This is a genomic window from Dyella sp. (assembly GCF_036568765.1).
Classification (GTDB): domain Bacteria; phylum Pseudomonadota; class Gammaproteobacteria; order Xanthomonadales; family Rhodanobacteraceae; genus GSA-30.
In genome coordinates this window covers 14,923-36,824 of the sequence record NZ_DATCRY010000239.1, presented here as the reverse complement: position 1 = coordinate 36,824, position 21,902 = coordinate 14,923, and the positions used below count along the sequence as shown (strand labels likewise).

Here is a 21,902-nt window from a genome sequence, read left to right as displayed (position 1 = left end):
CGAACAGGTCGAAGGCACTTTGGCCGGCCATAAAGGCGGTTTCGCCCTACAGCACGTCGGCACGATGCAGGGCGGTAACGCGGTGATGGACGTGCGCGTGATACCGGGTTCGGGCACGGGCGAGCTGGCCGGTATCGATGGAACGCTGAAGATCATCATTGCCGATGGCAAGCACGCTTACGATTTCAGCTACACGCTGCCCTGAGTCCTGAGTAAGGCTGCTCACTGCTCGCTTACGCATCGCGATCAATCCGCCGGCACGCACCGCCCCTGAGCCCACTGGCGTAACGCCTCGACCTGTTCGCGCATCAGCACCGATAACGGCCGCGTTCCGCGCAGCGCACCGAGCAAGGTCGGCTGGCCCATGGGTTGGCCGCTGCCATTGGCATCGTATAGAGCGCTGACAATGCTCTGCTCGATCTCGGCGCCGGAAAAACCTTCGCTGGCAGCCGCCAGCGCGGGCAAGTCGAAGGTATCCAGCGGCAGGCGCCGCCGCTGCAAATGCAGCGCAAAAACCTGCTCACGCACATTCGGCCGCGGCAGGTCGACAAAGAAGATCTCGTCGAAACGTCCCTTGCGCAGCAACTCGGCCGGCAGCTCGTCGACGGCATTGGCGGTAGCCACCACGAACACACGGGATTTGCGCTCGGCCATCCAGGTCAGCAGGTAACCGAGCACGCGCCGCGATACGCCGCCGTCCTCGCCACCGCCAGCCAGGCCTTTTTCTATCTCATCGATCCACAGTACGCACGGCGACAGCCATTCGGTGCTGCGCAGCGCTTCACGCAGGTTCTTTTCGGTCTCGCCCTGGTACTTGTTGTAGAGCGAGCCGACATCGAGCCGCACCAGCGGCACGCCGAAGCCGCCGGCGATAGCCTTGGCCGCCAGACTCTTACCGCAACCCTGCACGCCGAGCAGCAACACTCCCTTGGGTGGATCGAGTGCCGTATCCGGCGCGGCGGCCAGGAACACCGTGCGCCGACGTTGCACCCATTCGCGCAGGCGCGTCACGCCGGCAACATCGGCAAAGTTCGCTGTGGCGTATTCGTAATGCAGCAGGCCTGAGCGATTGAGCAACTCGAACTTGGCCTGCATCAGCTCCGGCAGGTCGTCGGCATTGAGCGCGCCGTCGTTGTAGATCAATTTGCGCACGATGCGTCGTGCATCCGGCGCAGCCAGGCCAAGCAGGTTGCGCACGATGGTGCGCGCCGCATCGCTGTCGACTTCGACGCGGCGCCCCTGATCGCGCTGATAGGCCAACGCCTCGGCACGCATGATCGCGGCCAATTCCTTGATATCGGGAAGCGACAAGGGAACACGGGTCGCCAATGCTTCCAATTCGTCGGGCAATTCCACCTTGGCACCGACCAGTACGAGCGTATGCGCCACCGAGCGCTGACGCTGCACGATTTCGCGCAACTGACGCAAGCTCATGGCATAACGCAGCAGCGGATGCATGTCGAACAGCAGGTAGATCCCTGGTGCGGTGGCGGCGCGAATACTTTCGAGTGTGGAATCGACATCGGGCGCGCTGGCCTGCATACCATCGGCAAAATCCAGTCGCGACAGACCGTCGATCAGGGTCCAGCGCCATAGCGGCCGCAAAGTCTGCGCAATCACGTGCCGGAAGCATTCGATGACGCGTTGTTCGTCGATAGTCTCGATGACCAGGAGCGGCGTCGTGGCACGCACCAGGGTCGTCAAGTCCTCAAGTTCGCTCATTGCCATGGGTCCCTCTCGCTGCGCGCACATTAGCAGAAGGGCCACAAGTCATGCTTCGTCGGCATGACTTCTCCCAGAGGAAGCCGCGCATCGATGGCGCGTACGCTGGCTCGCCGAATCGGCATGGCGAACGGGCATTTCAGATGGTGGCGAATCGGGGTAGATGGTTGCGGTTGGCGGCTGGCGCCGCGGCGGTATGGGGCGGTTTGGCGCATGCGGCCGATACCTCTCAACCGGGTTGCGAACAACTGAGCGCGCGCCAATGCCTGGACCGGGCGTTGGTCGCCATGGGCGGACGCGATCGATTGTTGGCTATCCACAACGAACGCTACGAATCGATCGGCCACAGGCTGCTGACCGAACAATCGTATCGGCAACAACCCTTCATCGCCTCGTACGAGCACGACACATTGACGATCGATTTCGACAAGGCACGCATGAGCGGCGAGCTGCATACGACCTGGCCGGAAGCCGATCCGCACGGTGCGGATATCTCGCGCACGATGGCCGTCAGCCGCAACGGCGGTTCGGCGCGCGTGCAAGGCCAGGAGATACCCAGTTCGCGTACCACGCTCGATGGCTTGAACGATACGCTCGCGCTCGACCCGCTGCGTCTGTTGCTGACCGCCGATGCTTCAACGGTGCGCTATGCGTCGCCGGAAACCTTGCGCGACACGCAGCACACAGTGCTTGCGTTCGACTGGCAAGGACAAACGATACGTATCCTGCTCAACGCCACCAATCACTTGCCCGATGCTTTCGAAAGCACACGATCGTTCAACGATTACTGGTTCGCATGGGGCGATGTCGATCAGCGTGTGTATCTCGACAACTGGAAACTCGTCCACGGCGTGGAAGTACCCACGAATCGGGTCGAAGAGCGCAACGGCGTGCTATGGCAATCCAATCAGTTGCTCGATGTGGCTTTCAACGTACCGCTGGACGAAAAAGCGTTTGCCGTCGACCCGAAGGTAGCCGCAGCAAGCCTGAAGTCGCCGGACTGGAATCGCCCATTCGACGCATCGAACCGCGTGGAGCTCGCGCCAGGCATCGAGTTGTTCAAGGGCGCCTGGAACGCCACTATCGTGCGTCAGGACGACGGCGTGATCGTGCTCGAAGCACCGATCGCACCCTCGTATACACGGCAAGTACTTGCCCACGCGCGCCAGGAATACCCCGGTTTGCCGATGACAGGAGTACTTTCCAGTTCCGATTCCTGGCCGCATATGGCGGGCGTGCGTGAGGCCGTGGCCGAAAATGTGCCCGTGTATGTGCTCGATCTGAATCGCCCGCTGCTGCAACGCCTGGTCGATGCACCGCACCGTATCCGGCCTGATGCGCTGGCTCAGCATCCTGTGCCCGCGCAATGGCGCGTCGTCGCCGGTCGCACCGAGGTCGGTCACGGGGCCAATCGTGCGGTGATCTATCCACTGCGCGGTGCCTCGACGGAGCGCCAATACATGGTGTACTTTCCCGCGCACAAGCTGCTTTACGCCAGCGATACCCTCGTGTTCAACGCCGATCGCAGCCTGTACGACCCGGAGCTGATGCACGAAGTCATCCAGGCGGTGACACGCGAACATCTCCAGGTGGATACGGTTTACGCGATGCATGAAGATCCCACGCCCTGGAGCGATGTACTCAAGGCGGTAACCGCTTCGTTGAACTGACCCTGGCGTATGATTACCCTTTGGTAACAACCGCAGGGGCCCGCGACGAAAAGGCCCTTGCGCGCCCGGCCGACATACAGCCCCCGCCTCGCTGGTAGCCTGCCGGTCAGCGACCGTCTCCATGGCGCGTTGTATCGGGTAACGTACTTGCCCGGCCCGTCTTCAAGCCCAAGGATCCATTCATGCAATTGCGCAGCGACAGTTTCCAGAATGGTCAGCCGATCCCGGCTGAATTCGCCTTCGCCAAGCTCGGCGCGCCCGTCGCGCTATCGAACAATCGCAGCCCGCATCTGGCCTGGCGCGACGCGCCGCACGAGACACGTTCGTTCGTGCTTACCTGCCTCGATTACGACGTGCCCAGCAAACCCGACGACGTCAACAAAGAAGGTCGCGTCGTTCCGGCCGATCTGCCACGCGTGGAGTTCGTGCACTGGCTGATGGCCAATATCCCGCGCGAATGCGGCGAGTTTGCCGCGGGCGCCTGTAGCGACGGCGTTGTCGCACATGGCAAGCGTGTGCCCAATGGGCCACCTGGCAGCGTGCAGGGGCTCAACAGCTACACCGGCTGGTTTTCGGGCGACAAGGACATGGGCGGCGAATACCTCGGCTACGATGGCCCCTGTCCGCCCTGGAACGATTCGATCGTGCACCATTATCACTTTCGCCTCTACGCACTGGATACCGAGCGGTTGAGCCTGGCCGACGGCTTTACCCTGGAAGAGCTGCGGGGCGCGATGGCCGGGCATGTCCTGGCCGAGGCGGAAGTCATGGGCACCTACAGTCTCAATCCCGCGGTCAAAGCCTGAACGCATCGGCGTCGGTTTTTTTGCCGCTGAATCGCGAGACGCATACAAGGCGTGAAGAGTCGGCTCTTCACGCCTGCGTGTCGCGCGCGAGGGAATGATGGCATCCACACCCAGGCGCCTGCGAACGCCGCGGGCCCCGGGTGCCGCCAAACCAAGGAGACCCCCGCCATGCTTCACTACGCCCTGATCTTTCTGGTGATCGCGATCATCGCCGCGTTCCTCGGCTTTGGCGGCATCGCCGGCACGGCGGCCATGATCGCCAAAGTCCTGTTCGTCATTTTCCTGATCCTGGCCATCATCGCGTTCTTCCGTCGCGCGAGTTGACCGTACAGCTGCTTTACCGTGCCGTGGCCAGCAACGCCACGGACGCGGGGCAAACCGCTAAAGTGAGGTCCTCATGCCTACGGAGAACGACATGACCAAGCAGATCCCCGCGCGCGAGGCGGAAATGAGCGGCCGCATCGAAGAAGGCGCCGAGCGCATCAAGCAGGCGACCTCCGACGCTGTGGCCAGTACCAAGGAAACCGTCAACCGTACCGCCGACCGGGTCGAAGAGGGCTTGCACCGGGCTACAGATCGCGCTGCCGACGCCGCCACCCGGGCCACCGAAAAAGCTGCCGATATCAGCGAACGCGGTCGGGAGGCGTATGACGAAGCGATGGATCGCGCCGACCTGTGGCTGGAACGTGCCCGTGAGTACGTGCGCGAGAAGCCGGTGCAGTCCGTCGCGATTGCACTTGGTGCTGGCTGGCTACTCGGTCGTATCCTTCGTCGCTGACGCGGCGGAGGATATTCATGCAACACGAGGGGCCGGAGCAGGCCGCCGGTCCGGCCGGCGGCGGGGAGACGCCACCGCCGAACGCCGGGTCATCGAATTTGCTCGATGAGATCGGCCGGGTCGGGCGGGCGTTGCGCCAGCTCTTCGGCGCGCAACTTGCATTGCTGGCGGCAGAGCTGGGGCTGGCGCGAAGCGCGGTATCCTGGATGTTGCTGGCCGGATTGGCCGCGACCGTCGCCGGGGTCGGGTTGGGCCTGACCCTGCTCGGATTGATCGGGGTCGCGCTGGCGCAGTGGTTCGGATCGTGGCTATGGGCGCTGGCTACATTGGCCGTGCTGCAGCTGGCGTTCCTGCTTGGCGCGGTCTGGCTGTTCCGCCGCTGCATGCACTGGATGAGCCTGCCGGCCAGTCGCGGCCAGTGGCGGGCGATCGTGCGCGACACGGTCCATCGCGCCGATGCAAAGGCACAGGAGCATTCCACAGGCGAAGGGGATCGACCATGAATCTGTTCAAACACATTGCCAGGGTCCGCGCCGCGCAGGCGCGCATGGACCTGGCGCGCCATGCCATCGCCGAACCGGCTGCGGCCTTGCTGTCACGCAGCGAACGTCATCCGTTGACCACGGTCGGCGCCGCAGCGGGCGCTGGCTTTGTGCTGGGCCAACTCAATGTGCACCCCTTGCGCGTGCCTGGGCTCGGCGCACTGCTGAGCGGTACCGCTGCGGAAGTCGTTGCGCAGGCGACCCGCCTGATCGCCGAATTCGCCAGCCGCGGCGATCTTGCCGACGCTGTCGACGAGGCGTCATGAGCGCATCGTCCACCGATTTGCCACCTCCGGGCTCGACTTCCGAGCCGATCGTTGCCATGCCTGTCGTGGCGGTGCCAAAGATCGAACGCAAGCTTTCCCAGCGGCTGCACGCCGCGCATGCCGTTCGGCGTCACCTGCGCGCGATTCGTATCATTCTGAATATATTCCTGGCGCTTGCCCTGCTCTATACCATTACGCTGATCAAGGCTCTCCTTATCCCACTGGTGCTGGCGGGCTTTATCGGACTGGCGCTCAATCCGTTGGTGCACACGGCTGCGCGCAAGCGCATTCCGCGCTGGCTGAGCGCCAGCGTGCTGGTTATCTGCCTTATCGCGGGTATCGGTGCCGGCGTCAGCGTACTGGCACCGGCCGCGTTGCATTGGTTTCACGACGTGCCATCCGTGATCAGGAATGTCGTGCCCAAGCTCCGGAGCGTGGTCGCACCTATCGAAGCGGCCAATCGCGCCACGCAAAGTCTCGTCGGTACGCCTGTGCGAGCCCAGCCGCCACGGCCCGCTGCACTGGCCTTCAATGTCTGGGACGTCGCATCGACCACGCCTAAAGTCGTTGCGGCCATCTTGACGGTCATACTGCTGGTATTTTTCTTCCTGATCTATGGCGACCTGATCTTGCGCCGGTTGGTCGAGGCATCGCCGACGTTTTCGTACAAGCGCCATGCGGTCAGCATCGTTCGTGGCATCCAGAGCGAGGTATCGCGCTACCTGCTCACTACGATCGTCATCAACGGCTGCCTGGGCGCGGTCACGGCCGGCATGCTCTGGCTTTACGGCATTCCCGACCCCTTGTTATGGGGTGCGGTGGCGATGCTGGCCAATTTCATCCCTTATGTCGGTGCCATCACTACCACATCGGTGCTGGCGCTGGTCGGCCTGATGAACATCGACAACCCGGGCCAGGCATTGTTGCCGGCACTGACCTTCGCGGCGATCACCGCGGTCGAAGGCAACCTGATCACGCCACTGATCCAGGGCCGCCGCATGCGTCTTTCCCCCATCGCCATTCTGCTCTGGCTGTTGTTGTGGGGGTGGCTATGGGGCATTCCCGGAGCGCTGCTGGCCGTACCGATGCTCACCAGCGCCAAGCTGATCGCCGAACGCGTGCGCGGCTGGGGCTGGTTCGCGCAGATGGTCCAGCGTTGATGCGGACGGCGCAGTCAGCTGTTCGCTCAATGCACGCGCCATGGCTTGCAGCGGATAGTTCTGCTTTAGCTGACGGTCCATTTCACCGAACACCGGAGCGGAAATGGTCCAGCCCAAAGGTATCGGGTAGTAACCGTGACAAAGACGGAAATGCCATAGCAGATCGCCAGCCGCTGGATCGTCGGCACGGGCATGCAACGCATTCTTCAATTGTACGCGCGCATAATCGCCGCGCGCACTGCGTGTATCGAGCAAAGCCAGTAGCGGCGCCGTTGCCTCGCCACTGATGTCATCGCGTGCCACGGGCTCCGTCGGTGGGCAAGCGGCAGAGAACCACGGCAGGAAATCATCGCGGCCGTGGCGATCGATAAAATCGCTCATGTCCGGATCGTTGCTGATATGCAGCACAATGAAGCGCAATGGAATGCCGCGCTCGTCGGCAAGCTTGCGCAGTTCGCGCATCACCTCCAGCAACGTGGTGGTGCCGGAATTCTCGAAGTAGCCGCCGTCGACCAGTTGCACGCGCGAGGGCAGTGGCGCGTCCTTGGCCATGCTTTGCAGGCTTCCGGCAGGACTCACATACGTAAAGCGTGCGCTGTTGAGCACGACTTCGCTCAGCGGTACCCGTGGGTCCAGCCAGGCGGAACCGTCGAATGCTGCTGTCCATGGTTGCGATTGCGGCGAAGCCATCGGTCGGAACGGATGCTGGATGAAACGCCGGCCTTCGGCGACGGTGGTGCTATTGAGAAACAGCGCAGGCACGCGTGTAGACACCTGGCCGCGTTCGTCCAGATACATTGCACTGAACGACTCGGCAAAGTCGTCCACGCCCTGTTCCGACGCGGCGCGTTCCCAGGCGCGCGTCAGCGCGCGGGCGCGATCGTCGAACCAGGCCCCCGGAAGCCAACGTTGGGTGAAATCGACGAAGAACATATTGGCCAGCGTCGGGGCGAGAAAATCATGACTCAGCAAGCGCTGGCTGTCGGTCTCCAGCCCGGTCGCCGAACGGGCATGACGCAGCATGGTCGTATAGGCAGCCAGGCCCAGGCTGCCGCCGGATACGCCGCTACCGGCGAATAAATAGCGGCCCAGCAACGGCTCGCCGTCGCCACTCGGATGTTCGGCGTCGACCAGGGCAGTCAATCGACTCAATACCAACGCCGTCCATGCCGCGGCGCGGATGCCGCCGCCTTCGGCCGATACCAGTACCACCGGGCACGGCGAACGGCCGGCACAGCGATCGCTCAACCAGGCATCGGCATAGTCGGCAAAGCTCGGGCGCAAGTCCGGAGGCGGAGCTTCCGGCAGACGGTGCGTGCTCATATGCGGGTACTGACGCACCTGGTGGTTATTGTTCAGATGCAGGGCATGCAGGGCGGCGGCAAGCAGCAGCAAGGTGGTCAATAACGGCCAGCCTCTGCGATCGGCGAGCATGCACAGGAAGCCGCCGCTGAAGCACAGGAACGCAGCCGAGATCAGCAGGATCGCCAAGGGGCCGGCACCGTCGAGCATTTCCGGCCACCAGGCGATCAGGACCAACGCCAGCACGTTGCAGATCAAGGCGAGCAGCGACAGGCGCAATGGCGTGCGTCCCAGGTCGCGCACGCGCGCGTGGCGAAGCTCCTCCGCCGGTTGCCGCGCCAGCGTCGTCGCACCTCTCTGCAGGGCGCGCATGACGGGACGACGGACGATGAAGAACACGGTCAATGCAATCGATTCGAGCAGCAGCAGGGCAGCGCGCGTATCGCGACGCGCGCAATCGCCGGTCACCGCGCAAGACACATGTTGCGCCTTGGTTACCGCCAGCAGGTAGCCGAGCAGGACCAGCAGCGGTATCAGCGCGCCCAGGATACGCGGTACCCAGGCGCGCAATCCCGCGGCGCCCGACGCCTGCAGCGCAGGCCAGCGTGGGTAGCTCAGGCGATACGCATTACGTGCGGCATACCAGACAGCCAGGCCCGCGAATGCGCTGCTGGCGCACAGCGCCAGGAAGCGCCAACCGCTAGGATCGACCCAGATAGCGATCAGGAACAATTCGGATGCCTGATCGACGCCCATGGCGACGAACACCGCTAGTGTCAACGCGAGCAACTGCACACGGACGGGCTTGGCATGGTCCAGCAACATGGGCACATGCCGCCAGAGCCAGCGCAAGGCTGCCCAGAGAAGACCCGCCGGGACGGCCATGCCATGGGCCGCCCGGGCGAGAAGAGATCTTTCGCCCATGGTCGTTCCCCTGACATCCGGGGCCATGGTACGCCAAGCGGCATGACGACGGACCACGCGGCCAGTCACAGTACCCGCGAGACACCCTCGCTCGAGCCCTCGCCGGCTGGTTATGATCCGGCTCCGTGGACTCACTGCTCGCGGACACCGATCATGCGCTGGATCCTGCTTACCGCCACTGTTTTCGCCCTGGTGCTCTGCTTCACGCGGCACGGTGCCGGCGCCATGGCCCTATGGCTGGTGCTGGGCATCGTTGGGCTGATTGCCACCGTACTGGCTTTCGCCCAGGAACGCATCGGCGCACATGCGCGCGACGACAGCACGCTGTCCGAATACGACTTGCAGCAACTTCGGGCCGGTAAGCAGCCGTTGAAACATCAGCGGTAAGTACGAGGTCCTGGAAGAAAAAACGGCGACCGTGACGGTCGCCGTTCTCGTTCGCGTCGTGCCGCGCGATACCTACTGCCGAATATCCACATCCTTCGTCTCGCGCAGGCACAGCAAGCCGATAAAGAAGCAGATCACTGCCACCGCGATCGGATACCACAAGCCGTAGTAAATATCGCCCTTCCATGCCACCAGCATGAAACCGATGGTCGGCACGAAGCCGCCGAACCAGCCATTGCCGATGTGATACGGCAAGCTCATCGAGGTATAGCGAATACGCGTGGGGAACATCTCCACCAGCCAGGCGGCAATCGGGCCATAGACCATGGTCACATACAACACCAGGATCGCCAGCAGCACGACCAGCATCGGGTAATTGCTCTGATTCGGATCGGCCTTGGCCGGATAGCCCGCCGCCTTCAAACTCGCCGTCAGCTTGTCGCCGAAATCCTTCGCTTGGGCGGCGAAAGCTTTGCTATCCAGTCCGCCGCCTTCAAAGGCACCTAGCGTGGTATCGCCGATCTTCACCTGCGCGATGCTGCCCGTCGGTGCAGCCTCATTGCGGTACGGGATGCCTTTCTTGGCCAGGGCGCTCTTGGCCACGTCGCAGGAGCTGGTGAATTTGCTCTTGCCGACCGGATCGAACTGAAAACTGCATGCCTCGGGATTGGCGACCACGACGACGGGTGCCGCACTGGCCGCTTGCTCGATCGCCGGATTACCGAAGTGCGTGAGGCCCTTGAAGATCGGGAAATAGGTAATCGCCGCAAGCAGGCAGCCGGCCAGTACGATGGACTTGCGTCCGATACGATCGGATAACCAACCGAAGAACACGAAGAACGGGGTGCCGATCAACAGCGCGAGCGCGATCAGCAAGTTGGCTGTCGTCGCATCGATCTTCAGGCTTTGCGTGAGGAAATACAGCGCATAGAACTGGCCGGTGTACCACACCACGGCCTGGCCCATGGTGGCGCCGAGCAAAGCCAGAATCACCAGCTTGAGGTTCTTCCACTGGCCGAACGCTTCGGTCAACGGCGCCTTCGAACCCTTGCCCTCGGCCTTCATCTGGCGGAACACCGGCGATTCCTGCAATTGCAGGCGGATGTAAACCGAGACCGCCACCAGGATGGACGAAATCAGGAACGGGACTCGCCAGCCCCAGCTGTCGAAGCTGGTATCGCCCAGCCCCATGCGGGTACCGAGGATCACCAGCAGCGAAAGGAACAGGCCGAATGTGGCGGTGATCTGGATGAAGCTCGTATATAACCCACGTTTGCCATGCGGCGCATGCTCGGCCACATAGGTGGCCGCACCGCCATATTCGCCACCGAGCGCCAGGCCTTGCAGCAGGCGCAAGGCAATCAGGATCACCGGCGCAATCAATCCGATCTGGTCGTAGCCGGGCAATACACCGACCAGGAAGGTCGACAAGCCCATGATGATGATGGTGATCAGGAAAGTGTATTTGCGGCCGATCAGATCGCCGATACGGCCGAACACGATCGCACCGAACGGCCGCACCGCGAAGCCGGCGGCGAAGGCCAGCAGCGCAAAGATGAACTGACTGGTCTCGTTCAGGCCCGAAAAGAAGTGCTTGCCGATCAGCGCGGCGAGCGAGCCATAGAGATAGAAGTCATACCATTCGAAAACCGTTCCCAGGCTCGATGCGAACACCACCCGCTTGTGGCTGACATCGAGGCTTGCGTTGGCGCCGGCGGCGGTGGTGGACATGCATTTCCCCTAAAGTTAAGAGAGCCATGGCGAAGCGGCGCGAGGACGGCAGACCGCCGTCCCAGCGCCTGCGGATCAGAACTTGTACAAACCGTTCAAGCTGACCTGGTTGCCGGTGGTCGTGCGCACCACGGCGCCGGTGGCGGTGGTGGTATCGAGCTTGTCGTGCAGTACTTCCACGCCCAGCTCGTAGGCGCCCGCGGCGTATTGCAGACTCAACGCGGCCTGACGGTTCTTCAACATGCCGGTGGAGCCCTGTCCGAACCAGCGGACGACATCGTCCCGATCGGGCTTGACCATGCCGTAGAAGGCGTTGACGCTCCAGTTCGGCGTGAAGTTGTAGCCGGCCTGGACGAAGCCGCCGGTTTCCTTGATATCGCCGAACTGCGACATGGCACCGAACACCTGACCGAGGCCGTTGCCGGTATAGATCAGGCCCTTCAGGTTCCACGGACCGGGTCTCCAGTTTGCGCCGATCTCGAACGCCGTACTGGTGATGTCGGGCTTGATCGGCGGATTGGGCACGGTATCGCCCACACCGTGCAGATCCATCCGGCTGTAATGACCGACCGCGAAAGCCAACCAATCCTTGCCCTGCGCATGCAGGCGCGCTTCCAGCTGCGGCCGGAATCCGACACTGCCTGCGGTGCCGAAATTGGTGGTGTTGCCCGGGCCGCTCCACGAGCCCTCGAACGCCGCCAGATCGAGGCGCCATTGCGTTCCTTCGGCGCCATGGTTGAGATCCTGCATCCAGATCACGCCGGGATAGCGCCAGCCGATCACACCGGAGGAGAAGCCCAGCGGAAACGCGATATGCGACAGCGAGGTCGGGATCATGTCCAGCGGGAACAGCAGATCCCACATCTGACCCACCCGTACGGTCGAACCGGTGGTCGGATTGATAAGATCCATGTAGGCCTGGCGTAGGCGCGGCACGGGCTGCTGCTGCGCATAGGCACCGGTACCGTTGAAGCCGCCGAAGAAATCCATTTCGATGCGACCGCCGCCGACCCAGTCGCCGGTGAACTTGGCACCGGTGAAGTCGAGCCAGAAGCGTGTATTGCGAATATCCACGCCGCTGAGCGAGCCGCGGCTACCCGGCACCGGGTATTCCGCATTGGTACCGTTACCGAAATTGAAGTTCTTGTTCTGACTGAAGGCGCTGACGTTGACCCAGCCGTGCAAGGCCACGGTAACCCCTGGCGCAGTCACGAACTGCGGCTTGGCGGCAGGCGCCGGAGGCGCGGCGGCAACCGTCTGCACCTGTGCCTGTGCGGTCTGCGCCGTTTGCTGGGCTTGCGTCGCCGTCTGTGTGGCTTGGGCGGTTTCGGCCTTCTGCTGCTGAATCATGCTTTTGAGCTCAGCGAGCTCCTGCTCGAGCTGGTCGACCCGCTGTTCGAGCTGTTTCTCGCGCGCAGTCGTTGCCTTCTTGGTGGCGGTCTGGCCCGCCGCCTGCGCTCCCGCTGGCACGGCCAGCGCCATGGCAATAGCCAGGGCGACGGCCGTACGACCCCCGATACGTCTGAAAACCATGATTTTGCCTCCCCAGGCGTTAGTCCGCCCGAGCATGGGATCACCCGCTCGGAGGCGACTATTCCCTAATGGTCGAAACTCGACCAAAGTCGATAGTGACGTCCCACATCGCGCTCACGACGCTCGCTTTAGACTTGTCAGCCCGCTCGCGGGCTGGACGCGGAGGCGTGAAAGCCGGCTAATGTCGCCTTTGGAATGCCGGCTCGCGCCGGTGTGGAAACGTTCCAACGTCCTTAGATAACCATGCCGCCCCGATGGCGGCTTTCGCAGGAGGCTTCATGTCCAAGCTTTACCCGATCAAGCCCGAGTTCGCCGCCAAGGCGCGTATCGGCAAGGAGCAATACCGGCAGCTCTATGCCGAGTCGGTGAGCGACCCGGAAGGCTTCTGGAAAAAGATCGGCAATCGCGTGGACTGGGCCAAGCAACCGGCCAGGATCAAGAACGTCTCCTACGACACCAAGGATTTCCGCATCCGCTGGTACGAAGATGGCGAGCTGAACGTCGCCGCCAACTGCCTGGATCGCCATCTGGAAAAGCGCGGCGACAAGACCGCGATCATCTTCGAGGGCGACGACCCGAACGAATCGCGCCACATCACCTATCGTCAGCTGCACGAAGAAGTATGCAAGTTCGCCAACACGCTCAAGCACCTGGGCGTGCAGAAGGGCGACCGTGTGGCGATCTACTTGCCGATGATTCCCGAGGCGGCTGTAGCGATGCTCGCTTGCGCGCGCATCGGCGCGATTCATTCGGTGGTATTCGGCGGCTTCTCGCCCGATTCGCTGGCTGGCCGCATTGCCGATTCCACGGCAAAAGTGGTGATCACCGCCGACGAGGGTGTGCGCGGCGGCAAGAAGATCCCGCTCAAGGCCAATGTCGATGCCGCCCTGCAGCGTCCGGGCACCAACAGTGTCGAAACCGTCATCGTGGTCAAGCGCACCGGCAGCGCGGTGCCGATGCAGTCCCCGCGCGATCGCTACTACCACAATCTGATGGAAGGCCAGTCGGCCGATTGTCCGGCCGTGCCGATGGAAGCTGAGCATCCGCTATTCATCCTTTATACCTCCGGTTCGACCGGCAAACCCAAGGGCGTGCTGCACACCTCCGGCGGTTATCTGGTCTATGCCAGCCTGACGCACGAACTGGTATTCGACCTGCGCGAAGACGATATTTACTGGTGCACCGCAGACGTGGGTTGGGTTACTGGCCACAGTTACGTGGTCTACGGTCCGCTGGCCAACGGTGCGACCACGCTGATGTTCGACGGTGTGCCGAACTTCCCCGACACCAGCCGCTTCTGGCAGGTCGTGGACAAGCACAAGGTCACCTTGTTCTACACCGCGCCTACGGCGATCCGCGCGCTGATGCGCGAAGGCGAAGCCCCGGTCAGGAAAGCCTCGCGCGCTTCGCTGCGACTGCTCGGTACTGTCGGCGAGCCGATCAATCCGGAAGCCTGGGAGTGGTACTACCGCGTGGTCGGCGACGAACGCTGCCCGATCGTCGATACGTGGTGGCAGACCGAAACCGGCGGCATCATGATTACCCCGCTGGCCGGCGCCATCGATGCCAAGCCCGGTTCGGCCACGCTGCCGTTCTTCGGTATCCAGCCGGCGGTGGTCGATGCCAGCGGCAACGTGCTCGAAGGCGCCACCGAAGGCAACCTGGTCATCACCGACTCCTGGCCGGGCCAGATGCGTACGGTCTACGGCGACCACCAACGTTTCATCGAAACCTATTTCACGGCTTATCCGGGCAACTACTTCACCGGCGACGGTGTACGGCGCGACGAAGACGGCTATTACTGGATCACCGGCCGGGTGGACGACGTCATCAATGTCAGCGGACATCGCATCGGAACCGCCGAAGTGGAAAGCGCGCTGGTCGCGCATCCGAAGGTGGCCGAAGCCGCGGTGGTCGGCGCCCCGCACGAGATCAAGGGCCAAGGCATCTATGCCTTCGTTACCTTGGTAGCTGGCGAGACTGGCAGCGACGAGCTGCGCAAGGAACTCGTCGCGTGGGTGCGCAAGGAAATCGGACCGATCGCCACACCGGATTTCCTGCAATGGGCGCCGGGGCTGCCCAAGACGCGTTCGGGCAAGATCATGCGTCGTATTCTGCGCAAGATCGGCGAGAACCAACCCGACCAGCTAGGCGATATTTCGACATTGGCCGATCCGAGCGTGGTGAAGAACCTGGTGGATGAGCGGTTGATCAAGTAACCGGATCGTCGGCAACACGACGACGCAGACGTGCGGCGAGGCACGCGAGAGAAACTCGGATCGTCCCTCGTGACCGGCGTCGCAGCGTTACCTCTTCACCGACCCTCTCCGTGGCTTTGCCAGAGGAGAGGGTCGGGTAGAGGGGCACTGCGGGCAAAAGCACATAAAGTTATTCGCGCTCCCCGTGCCACCTTGCCACGCGCGATTACGTTTCCTCATTCTTGTCGGCCGGCTTGGCCAGATCCCCGTCCATCGTCGCCAGGACCTCCTTGAGGTGACTGTTGAGCTGGTCGAAAAGGCCGGTAAGCGAACTGCCCATACCGGTGCCGGGAACGGCCTTTGCGCTGCTGCCAGCGGCCTGGGCAAGAATCGCTTCCTGCATGGATTGCTGCATCTTCTGGCTGTCGGCCATGGTGGATTGCAACATGGACAAGATCTTCGATTGATCAATCATTACTTGGACTCCGAGAATAGGTACCGCCGGTATCGGGACATTGAAAGTTCCCGAGTGCGCCGAGCCATAAGGGAAAATCGCGGGTTGCCGCTCGCAGTTGCAAGGTGAGGCTGCCTACCCGCGTGGATAAGCGCAGCTCGCGCGCATCGTTGACCAACGGGCCAGCCTGGCCCGCGTCATAAAGCCGGAACAGGGCCCAAGGGCCTTCGAACGCCACCGTATCTTCGCGGCCATCGGTGCCGCGCATCGTCAGCCTGGCGCTGACGCCGCGACGCGGCCCCGGCCACTGCACGCTGATCGGACTACCCATGCCGTGCGCATAGCTGACGATCTGGCCGTCGATATCCAGCGTGGCTTCCAGGACACTGGCATCCATGACAAGCGGCCGAAGGATCATGCCGAAGCCGAACTGACCCTGCGAGAAGAATGCTTGGCGAATGCCATCTGCATCCTGGAAGCTGTGCACGGTTCTGCCATTGACGATGCGTTGCGCTTCGGGTGTGCGCGCACGCCAGGGCATGATGCCGGTATCCACGTAGGGCGCGAGACGACTATCGAAAAACGTCTGCATCGCACCCTGAGGACCGAACACCCTGACAAAATCATCCAGGCCGATGTCGCGCGCGGCGTGGCGATCGACGGGATAGCGTCCTGCCACCAGTCGCCGGCACATGTTCGATCCAAATCCCGTCGTGTCTGCCGACAACGTCTGCCGGCTGCGGCTGATGGTTTGGGCATCGACGATGTCCAGCAAATCGCCCAGGACGCGTCGCGCTGGATCGGGCAACCGTTCCTGTTGCGCGCGCAATCGCGACAAACCTTCCTGATGCGGCAGCACCTGTCGCATGCGCAAGGCTGAGCTCAGCGTAGTGATCTGATCGGATACTGCTTCGAACAGGGGCTGCAACGCACCGGCGCCGGTTGGACTCTGCAGCCGATGCAGCGGTTCGAACCGCTGCGTGACTATCTGCGCGAACAATGCAGCCGATTCGCTCAGATCCGGAGCCGCTTCGGCGGCGTCCTTGGTATCGCCGTTGCGCAGGCTGGTCTGGCGCGTGACAAAGGCGACCAGGCGCATGAGGGGAGAGCCGGGCTCGGCCAGGTAATGGGCAAGCTGTGCGGCATCTTCGAGGGTTGCCACTTGCCGCAATCGGATATCGCCCAGGAAGCTGGACCAACGCCTCCCGTACTCCTCCAAGTACAGGCGACGCGCATCCGTCGCCAGCCGTTGGCTGGTGGCATACGCCGGCAGGGACGCGCCGTCATGCTCGGCTTCGCCCATCAGCCATCCGCTTTCATCCAGTACGGCCGCAGCGGCGGCATCGATATCCCGGTCGATGACAGACCGATACGCTTCGACCGTAAAGAAGGAAGGCACAGCCACATCCGTCGGCGAGGTATCGCTATGCCGCCGCAACCCCAGGGCGGCGCCCTCGCCAGCGGCAGAGGCCAGGCTGACCGGCGTCCCCGAGCCCGCATGGTTTTCCTGCAGCCGCGCGACCACGCGGGCCGGCAGCGGTTGCATCGCCGCCACTTGCCGGGCCCGCCGTATCAACTCCGGGGAGGATTGCGCGATGGGTTGCCGAGCGGGTTCGGCAATGCCAAACAGCGTCCGCAGATAGAACAGGAATGCCGCCTGGTCGGTCGCGGTCATGCCCGGTAGAGCCAACCTCTGCCGGTAGTAGCGCGCGAACCACCGCTCGAGTGCCGCAGGATCGCGGCGCTTGGGATCGGCCAGCATCAGGTAGGCACGCAGGCTATCGGGTACGGCGCTCGGTTCGCTGTCCAGCTGGACGAGCAAGGTTCCGGCGACATCCGAGACGACGTAGGGCCAGAGCAAACGCACCAGATGATCCTCGAGTACCCGGGCGATCGCGGCGTTGAGGCGGGCATGCTGCCGGAACGGGCTGATCGCAGGTACCTGGGTCTTCTCCAGCGTGAGCAGGTCGGCCATGTAGCGCAAGCCTTCGCCGGCTTCCGGAGCATGCATGTCCTTGCCGACCGGATGCCATGAGAGCGCCAGCCGCGACGATTGCTGCCAAGCCAGATTCACCCTGGCTATGTAGTCGCGCTCCCAGGTGTAGCGATCGACGAGCAGCCAGGTTGCCCCCAGGGCAAACAGCGCGGTAGCCCCCCAGGCCAATGGTGCTCGCCAGCGCGACGCAGTCCTGGGCTGCGGCATTTGCAACGACAATTGACGCAGCGGGGCGAGCAGCGTCGAAGCCAGGGAGCGCGGTATCACGCGGCCACTGCCGGGATCGCTCAGTTCCAGTTCCGCCGCACTCGTCAGCCAGACGGCCCTCAGCGCGTAACCGTGCGGCGATGGCGCCAGGAAAATCTGCTTTGAGTCGTCGAGAATGCAGGCGCGCAATCGTGCCAATGCGTCTGCGGCGGCCAACAGACCGGCCTGCGAGACATAGCGCGATTCGAAGCGACAACGCCGGATAATGGCCGCTATCCGGTCTTGCACGGTGTGCTCCCATCGCGACCAGGCCACCGTCCACTCGGCAAGGCTTGCACCTGCCGCCGGCATCACGCCCAGGCCCCGATCCAGATCGTTCTCCTCCAGCGCTGCCAGCAATGCCGGCCAACCGGCGAGCCGATCGATGCCTGTCACGATCAGGTGTACCGGAACATCGGCGCCTGCCTGCGTTGCGACGTCGTGCAAACTCGCGCGCAAGTCATCTGCCAGTTGCCGCCGGGCTGCCACCGACGCCGCAATCCATGTGCTCGCGTCGACGCAGACGACGATGGATCGCCAACGCGGCCGCTTGCGCAAGATCCGCAGCAACTGCCGCCAATGACGCGTGTCTTCGGCGGTGGCTCCTTGGATCATCCGACCTTCGACATCCACCAGTACACCCGCGTCGGTGACACAGATATCGAACGGCAGCGTCGATGCATCCGGCCAGGACGCGTTCACGGCGTTCGTTGCGGCCCGGTCTCCCTGTGCGACCGCCAGCAAGCTGCTCTTGCCGCTGCCAGGCGTGCCGATGATCAAGGTCCACGCATGCGCGTCGCGTTCGGCACGAGTGAGGCGATACCACACCCGTCGCCATACGTGGCGTTGCCGCTCGAGATCGCTTTGCCGAAGTTGCCGCAATATCGCGATCACGCGGCGCCGGGCGATGTTGGAATCCTTGGCCGCGCGACGCGATGGCGCAGGCACGGACCGGCGTCGGCGCAGCAGAGCCGGAACGAAGATCGACAGACTCACTGCGATCGCGCCGATGGCACGCCCGACCGTACCGGCAAACGGCCGCCAAGGCCCGAGGGCAAGTTGAGGGCCTAGCCACCAGATCGCGGCCACGAACAGGGCAGCGAACAGGCCACGCAAAACGAATGTCATCATGGCCGTTCCCCGGTGTGCGCGACGTTCCAGTGGATATCGACACGGCGGTTGCGCAGGCGTCCCTCCGCGGTCGCGTCATCGGCAATCGGCTCGGCATCGCCTTTCCCGACAGCCGTGATGGAGCGTCCGACAAAACGCTGGTTTGCCGTCTCCAGCAACGCGTCGCGCACCGTCGCCGCACGCGCCAGCGATAGCGCCTGGTTATCGCGATAGCGACCCGGCCGGAGAGGCTGGGTATCGGTATGTCCGATCACCAGCAGGTCACCCGGCCAGGGCGCCAGTGCCTCGCCAAGCCGGCCGATACGTACTTTGTATTCCTTGCTGAGGGCAGCCGAAGCGGACGCAAAAGCCTGATCGGAAGTAAACAGCAAAAGCCAGCCGTTCTCTTCCTTCACCACTTCCAGCCAGCCTTCATCGGCCAGGCGTTGAACGGCTTCGGGCAGGCGCTCGCGCGGCGCGACCGGCGGCGCGGGCGGCAACTCCGGCACAGGCCATTGAGCCAGTGCGATACGTAGCTGCGTTTCGGCCCGTTCCAGTTGCCAATCCAGGACTGCCCATACGCCCGCAAGGATAAATACCAAGCCTATGCACACTTGCCATGGCCGCGGGCCACGCCGGACGCGGCTGTCGCTGGCCGCGTCCTGCAGCAGCAGGTGGCCCTCCCGCGCGCGGCCGAGTTGCGCTGCGAGTTTCTCGCGCAACCGCTCCAATTGCGCAGGGCCGCTATCGATGACCTGGTACCTTCCCCGCAAGCCCAGTCCCAGAATAAGGTCGTAGAAACCGAGCAGATCGCCGTTTTTGGCGGGCTCGTCCATCAGCGACTGCAACTGGCTGAAACAGTCTTCGCCGCCGCTGGCGTTACCGTGATACGAAAGTAGCAACGCCGGTCCGGCTGCCGCGTGTGCGCCGGCAGCACGCTGAATATCGTGTACGACCTCGTCGGCATATGTGCAGAGAAGATACGAAGCCCGTTCCAGCATCGCCGCCGGTACATCGCTGGAAGCAAGACGGCTGCGGAACGCATCGGCCAGGCCGGGTAAACGGCGGCAGGCTTCTTCCAACGAGGCCGGGCCGGATTCCCTCAGCTTTTCCACTTGCAACAGCGAGGGCATGGCCGCTGCAATGAAAGGATTGCGCCAATTCGGCGCCGGTTCCTCACGCAGTAACGGTCCGCGCAATGCCTGCTCGATATGCGGCCTCTCCTGCGGAGAGCCGGACAGACCCATGCTTACCTGGACGCGCTCGCCGGTCATGCCGGCCGTCCGGTGTCACGCAAACCCCAGGCTTCGATGCGCAAGCCAGGGAACTCGCCCACAACCGCCAGTGCCATGGCAGCACTGGCCATCAATTCGCTCCATATGGGGTGGTCGCTGCCCACATCGAGATAAAGCGCTCCGGGATACCAGGGCACATGCCTCGGCGCGGCAGGTAACGGTTGCAGGCGCATGCCGGACAGCTGCAGGTCGACAAGCTGCACGATCCGCTCGACGGGAGCGAACTTGGCCTGCTCGACGAAACGCGCGCGCAACTCGTCGGCGGGCATATCCGACATCACCGCGAATACGACGCGCAGCAACGGTACCTGTCCCTCGCGAGGGCAGATCCGTACGCGATCGCCACGGTCGACAAAGCGCAAGGGGACGGCAGGCGAATCGATAACCAACGACAGCGCCTCGCGCAGCTGCTGTCCTAACTGTCCAAAACCAGGGCCGGGATTCCGATGGTCATAAAGCGCAGGCAGATCGCCACCGGCTTCGTGACGCAATCCGGCCAACCTGCCGAGCAGTGCCAGCAAAGTCATCCACACCGTTTCCGGATGCAACGGCCAGCGGTGCGCCAGGTGATGCAGCATAAGTCGGTATTCGGCCAATGCCTGGCGGAGCAGGATTTCCAGCCATTCGGACAGGCCACCGCCGCGCGATGTCTGCGACGATCCGGATAAGGCAGCCAAGCGCAGATCGATCATGCCGCGAAGTTCGCGCAGCAGATCGGGAATCCAGCCGACAGCGCTCGCATCGAGCATGGGTGGCAGGAATGCCGGATCGGGCTGCAGCCGGCCAGCGGGATCGCGACCCGCTAAACGAAGAACCGGCAGCGCGGTGTCGTCACCGCCAACGGCACTGTGCGGCACCAGGCGCGTGCGTATCCGCGCAAGTTGCACACGCGCCATACGCGGAAGGCCCTGATCGTCGGCATTGGCCGTATCGACCAGCTCGGCCTCGATCACGTCATGGCGCGCGTGGCTCAATACTCCACTCACGTCCGTTTGTGCCCGATCGGCAGCGCGGGCGGACAGAGCCAGGCAAATCTCGATGCCATCGACGCTACCTTCCGCGTGCCAGGCCGGCGGCAACGGTCCCTGATCGGGCAACTGGAACGGCGTGCCATCGGGAAACATACCGACAGCACGAATGACTCGTACGATGCCCTGCTCAAGTAACGGCATGTCGAGCTCAAGCCGGCTCAACCCCCAGGCATGAGCAAGCAGCTGATGTCGCATGGCCTGCGCATGCCACTCCAGATAGCGCTCTTGCTGCTGGAAATGCTGGGGTTCGAGCAGAAGGCCTTCGATCCACGCAACGGGAAGCATGGTCTGCGCAACGCGGCTCATGGTGTCCCCCGACCGGGAACGGATACGGTACGGTTATCCAGCAGGACGACAATGTCGTCTTCGCCGGGAGCAGGCAAGGCGATGATCTGCCATGATCGTCCGGCGCCGGTCTGGACAAATTCCGCACCCACAATGAGCTGGTCACGGGTGTCGTTCGGCAGCTCGAGAACGTGGCGCATGGCATGTCCTGGCGGCAACACGGACGCTTGCAGGTCGACGACATCTTTGTCGCGGACAAGACCGGTACAAGGCAGGCCGTCGTGTGCCCGTGGCGGCTCCCATGTCCCCACGGTGCGAACCAGACAGGCCTTGACCGGCAAAAACCGGCCATCGCTACCGACATTGGCATGCGCCGTGGCGACCACCGTCACCGCAACGCGCCGCGGCTGTTGCGGCTCCAAAGAGGCTGGTTGGGCGTGCGATGCCTGATTGCGCTTGAATCCGC

The 21,902-nt window shown here is 63.3% G+C and carries 19 protein-coding genes; 10 read left to right on the top strand and 9 right to left on the bottom strand.

Translation table 11 applies throughout. The features are described from left to right. On the top strand, window positions 1-205 hold a 205-nt coding region (locus VIM98_RS16240; protein ID WP_331994154.1), incomplete at its 5' end, for a DUF3224 domain-containing protein. A 41-nt stretch (window positions 206-246) separates the two neighbouring features. Here the strand turns inward: VIM98_RS16240 and VIM98_RS16235 are convergent. Next, on the bottom strand, window positions 247-1,722 hold the full coding sequence (locus tag VIM98_RS16235; RefSeq protein ID WP_331994153.1) for an AAA family ATPase: 1,476 nt from the start codon (window positions 1,720-1,722) through the stop codon (window positions 247-249). A gap of 50 nt (window positions 1,723-1,772) precedes the next feature. Between VIM98_RS16235 and VIM98_RS16230 the strand changes: the two genes are divergently transcribed. From VIM98_RS16230 to VIM98_RS16200, 7 genes are all read left to right on the top strand, one after another. After that, entirely contained in the window at window positions 1,773-3,392 is a 1,620-nt protein-coding gene (locus VIM98_RS16230) for a hypothetical protein (protein WP_331994152.1), read from the top strand. 182 nt (window positions 3,393-3,574) lie between these two features. Continuing rightward, entirely contained in the window at window positions 3,575-4,198 is a 624-nt protein-coding gene (locus tag VIM98_RS16225) for a YbhB/YbcL family Raf kinase inhibitor-like protein (RefSeq protein WP_331994151.1), read from the top strand. A 168-nt stretch (window positions 4,199-4,366) separates the two neighbouring features. Further along, entirely contained in the window at window positions 4,367-4,522 is a 156-nt protein-coding gene (locus VIM98_RS16220; protein WP_331994150.1) for a DUF1328 domain-containing protein, read from the top strand. Between the two features lie 91 nt (window positions 4,523-4,613). After that, window positions 4,614-4,976, top strand: a complete 363-nt coding sequence (locus VIM98_RS16215) for a hypothetical protein (RefSeq protein WP_331994149.1) — start codon at window positions 4,614-4,616, stop codon at window positions 4,974-4,976. A gap of 17 nt (window positions 4,977-4,993) precedes the next feature. Continuing rightward, entirely contained in the window at window positions 4,994-5,479 is a 486-nt protein-coding gene (locus tag VIM98_RS16210) for an ABC transporter ATP-binding protein (protein WP_331994148.1), read from the top strand. Then, window positions 5,476-5,784, top strand: a complete 309-nt coding sequence (locus VIM98_RS16205; protein WP_331994147.1) for a hypothetical protein — start codon at window positions 5,476-5,478, stop codon at window positions 5,782-5,784. The genes VIM98_RS16210 and VIM98_RS16205 overlap by 4 nt, the downstream gene beginning before the upstream one ends. Continuing rightward, window positions 5,781-6,944 carry an AI-2E family transporter gene (locus tag VIM98_RS16200; RefSeq protein WP_331994146.1) on the top strand — a complete coding sequence of 388 codons (1,164 nt, stop codon included), beginning with the start codon at window positions 5,781-5,783 and terminating at the stop codon, window positions 6,942-6,944. Before VIM98_RS16205 ends, VIM98_RS16200 begins: the two co-directional genes overlap by 4 nt. On the opposite strand, the gene VIM98_RS16195 is transcribed toward VIM98_RS16200, so the two are convergent. Beyond that, entirely contained in the window at window positions 6,834-9,170 is a 2,337-nt protein-coding gene (locus tag VIM98_RS16195; protein WP_331994145.1) for a hypothetical protein, read from the bottom strand. The two genes, VIM98_RS16200 and VIM98_RS16195, sit on opposite strands and share 111 nt — an antisense overlap. Before the next feature lie 153 nt (window positions 9,171-9,323). Here VIM98_RS16195 and VIM98_RS16190 point away from each other — a divergent pair, with 153 nt between their 5' ends. Further along, window positions 9,324-9,557, top strand: a complete 234-nt coding sequence (locus VIM98_RS16190) for a hypothetical protein (protein WP_331994144.1) — start codon at window positions 9,324-9,326, stop codon at window positions 9,555-9,557. Window positions 9,558-9,629: 72 nt separating this feature from the next. Here VIM98_RS16190 and VIM98_RS16185 read toward each other — a convergent pair whose 3' ends face one another. Both VIM98_RS16185 and VIM98_RS16180 read right to left on the bottom strand, forming a co-directional pair. Further along, entirely contained in the window at window positions 9,630-11,288 is a 1,659-nt protein-coding gene (locus tag VIM98_RS16185) for an MFS transporter (RefSeq protein ID WP_331994143.1), read from the bottom strand. A gap of 75 nt (window positions 11,289-11,363) precedes the next feature. Next, entirely contained in the window at window positions 11,364-12,821 is a 1,458-nt protein-coding gene (locus VIM98_RS16180; RefSeq protein ID WP_331994142.1) for a hypothetical protein, read from the bottom strand. A gap of 278 nt (window positions 12,822-13,099) precedes the next feature. On the opposite strand from VIM98_RS16180, the gene acs reads away from it, so the two are divergent. Next, window positions 13,100-15,040, top strand: a complete 1,941-nt coding sequence (gene acs / locus VIM98_RS16175) for an acetate--CoA ligase (RefSeq protein WP_331994141.1) — start codon at window positions 13,100-13,102, stop codon at window positions 15,038-15,040. 205 nt (window positions 15,041-15,245) lie between these two features. Here acs and VIM98_RS16170 read toward each other — a convergent pair whose 3' ends face one another. Genes VIM98_RS16170 through VIM98_RS16150 form a run of 5 tightly spaced genes read right to left on the bottom strand, consistent with a single transcriptional unit; the run spans window position 15,246 to window position 21,858 of the window. Continuing rightward, the gene (locus VIM98_RS16170; protein WP_331994140.1) at window positions 15,246-15,494 is read right to left on the bottom strand and encodes a hypothetical protein; all 249 of its coding nucleotides are present in this window, start codon (window positions 15,492-15,494) and stop codon (window positions 15,246-15,248) included. Beyond that, window positions 15,487-18,846, bottom strand: a complete 3,360-nt coding sequence (gene tssM / locus VIM98_RS16165; protein WP_331994139.1) for a type VI secretion system membrane subunit TssM — start codon at window positions 18,844-18,846, stop codon at window positions 15,487-15,489. The genes VIM98_RS16170 and tssM overlap by 8 nt, the downstream gene beginning before the upstream one ends. Further along, window positions 18,843-20,099 carry a type IVB secretion system protein IcmH/DotU gene (icmH, locus tag VIM98_RS16160; protein ID WP_331994138.1) on the bottom strand — a complete coding sequence of 419 codons (1,257 nt, stop codon included), beginning with the start codon at window positions 20,097-20,099 and terminating at the stop codon, window positions 18,843-18,845. The genes tssM and icmH overlap by 4 nt, the downstream gene beginning before the upstream one ends. After that, the gene (gene tssK / locus VIM98_RS16155) at window positions 20,096-21,457 is read right to left on the bottom strand and encodes a type VI secretion system baseplate subunit TssK (protein WP_331994137.1); all 1,362 of its coding nucleotides are present in this window, start codon (window positions 21,455-21,457) and stop codon (window positions 20,096-20,098) included. The genes icmH and tssK overlap by 4 nt, the downstream gene beginning before the upstream one ends. Further along, window positions 21,454-21,858, bottom strand: coding sequence for a hypothetical protein (locus VIM98_RS16150; protein ID WP_331994136.1), 405 nt, complete (start codon window positions 21,856-21,858; stop codon window positions 21,454-21,456). The genes tssK and VIM98_RS16150 overlap by 4 nt, the downstream gene beginning before the upstream one ends. Window positions 21,859-21,902: the final 44 nt, after the last annotated feature.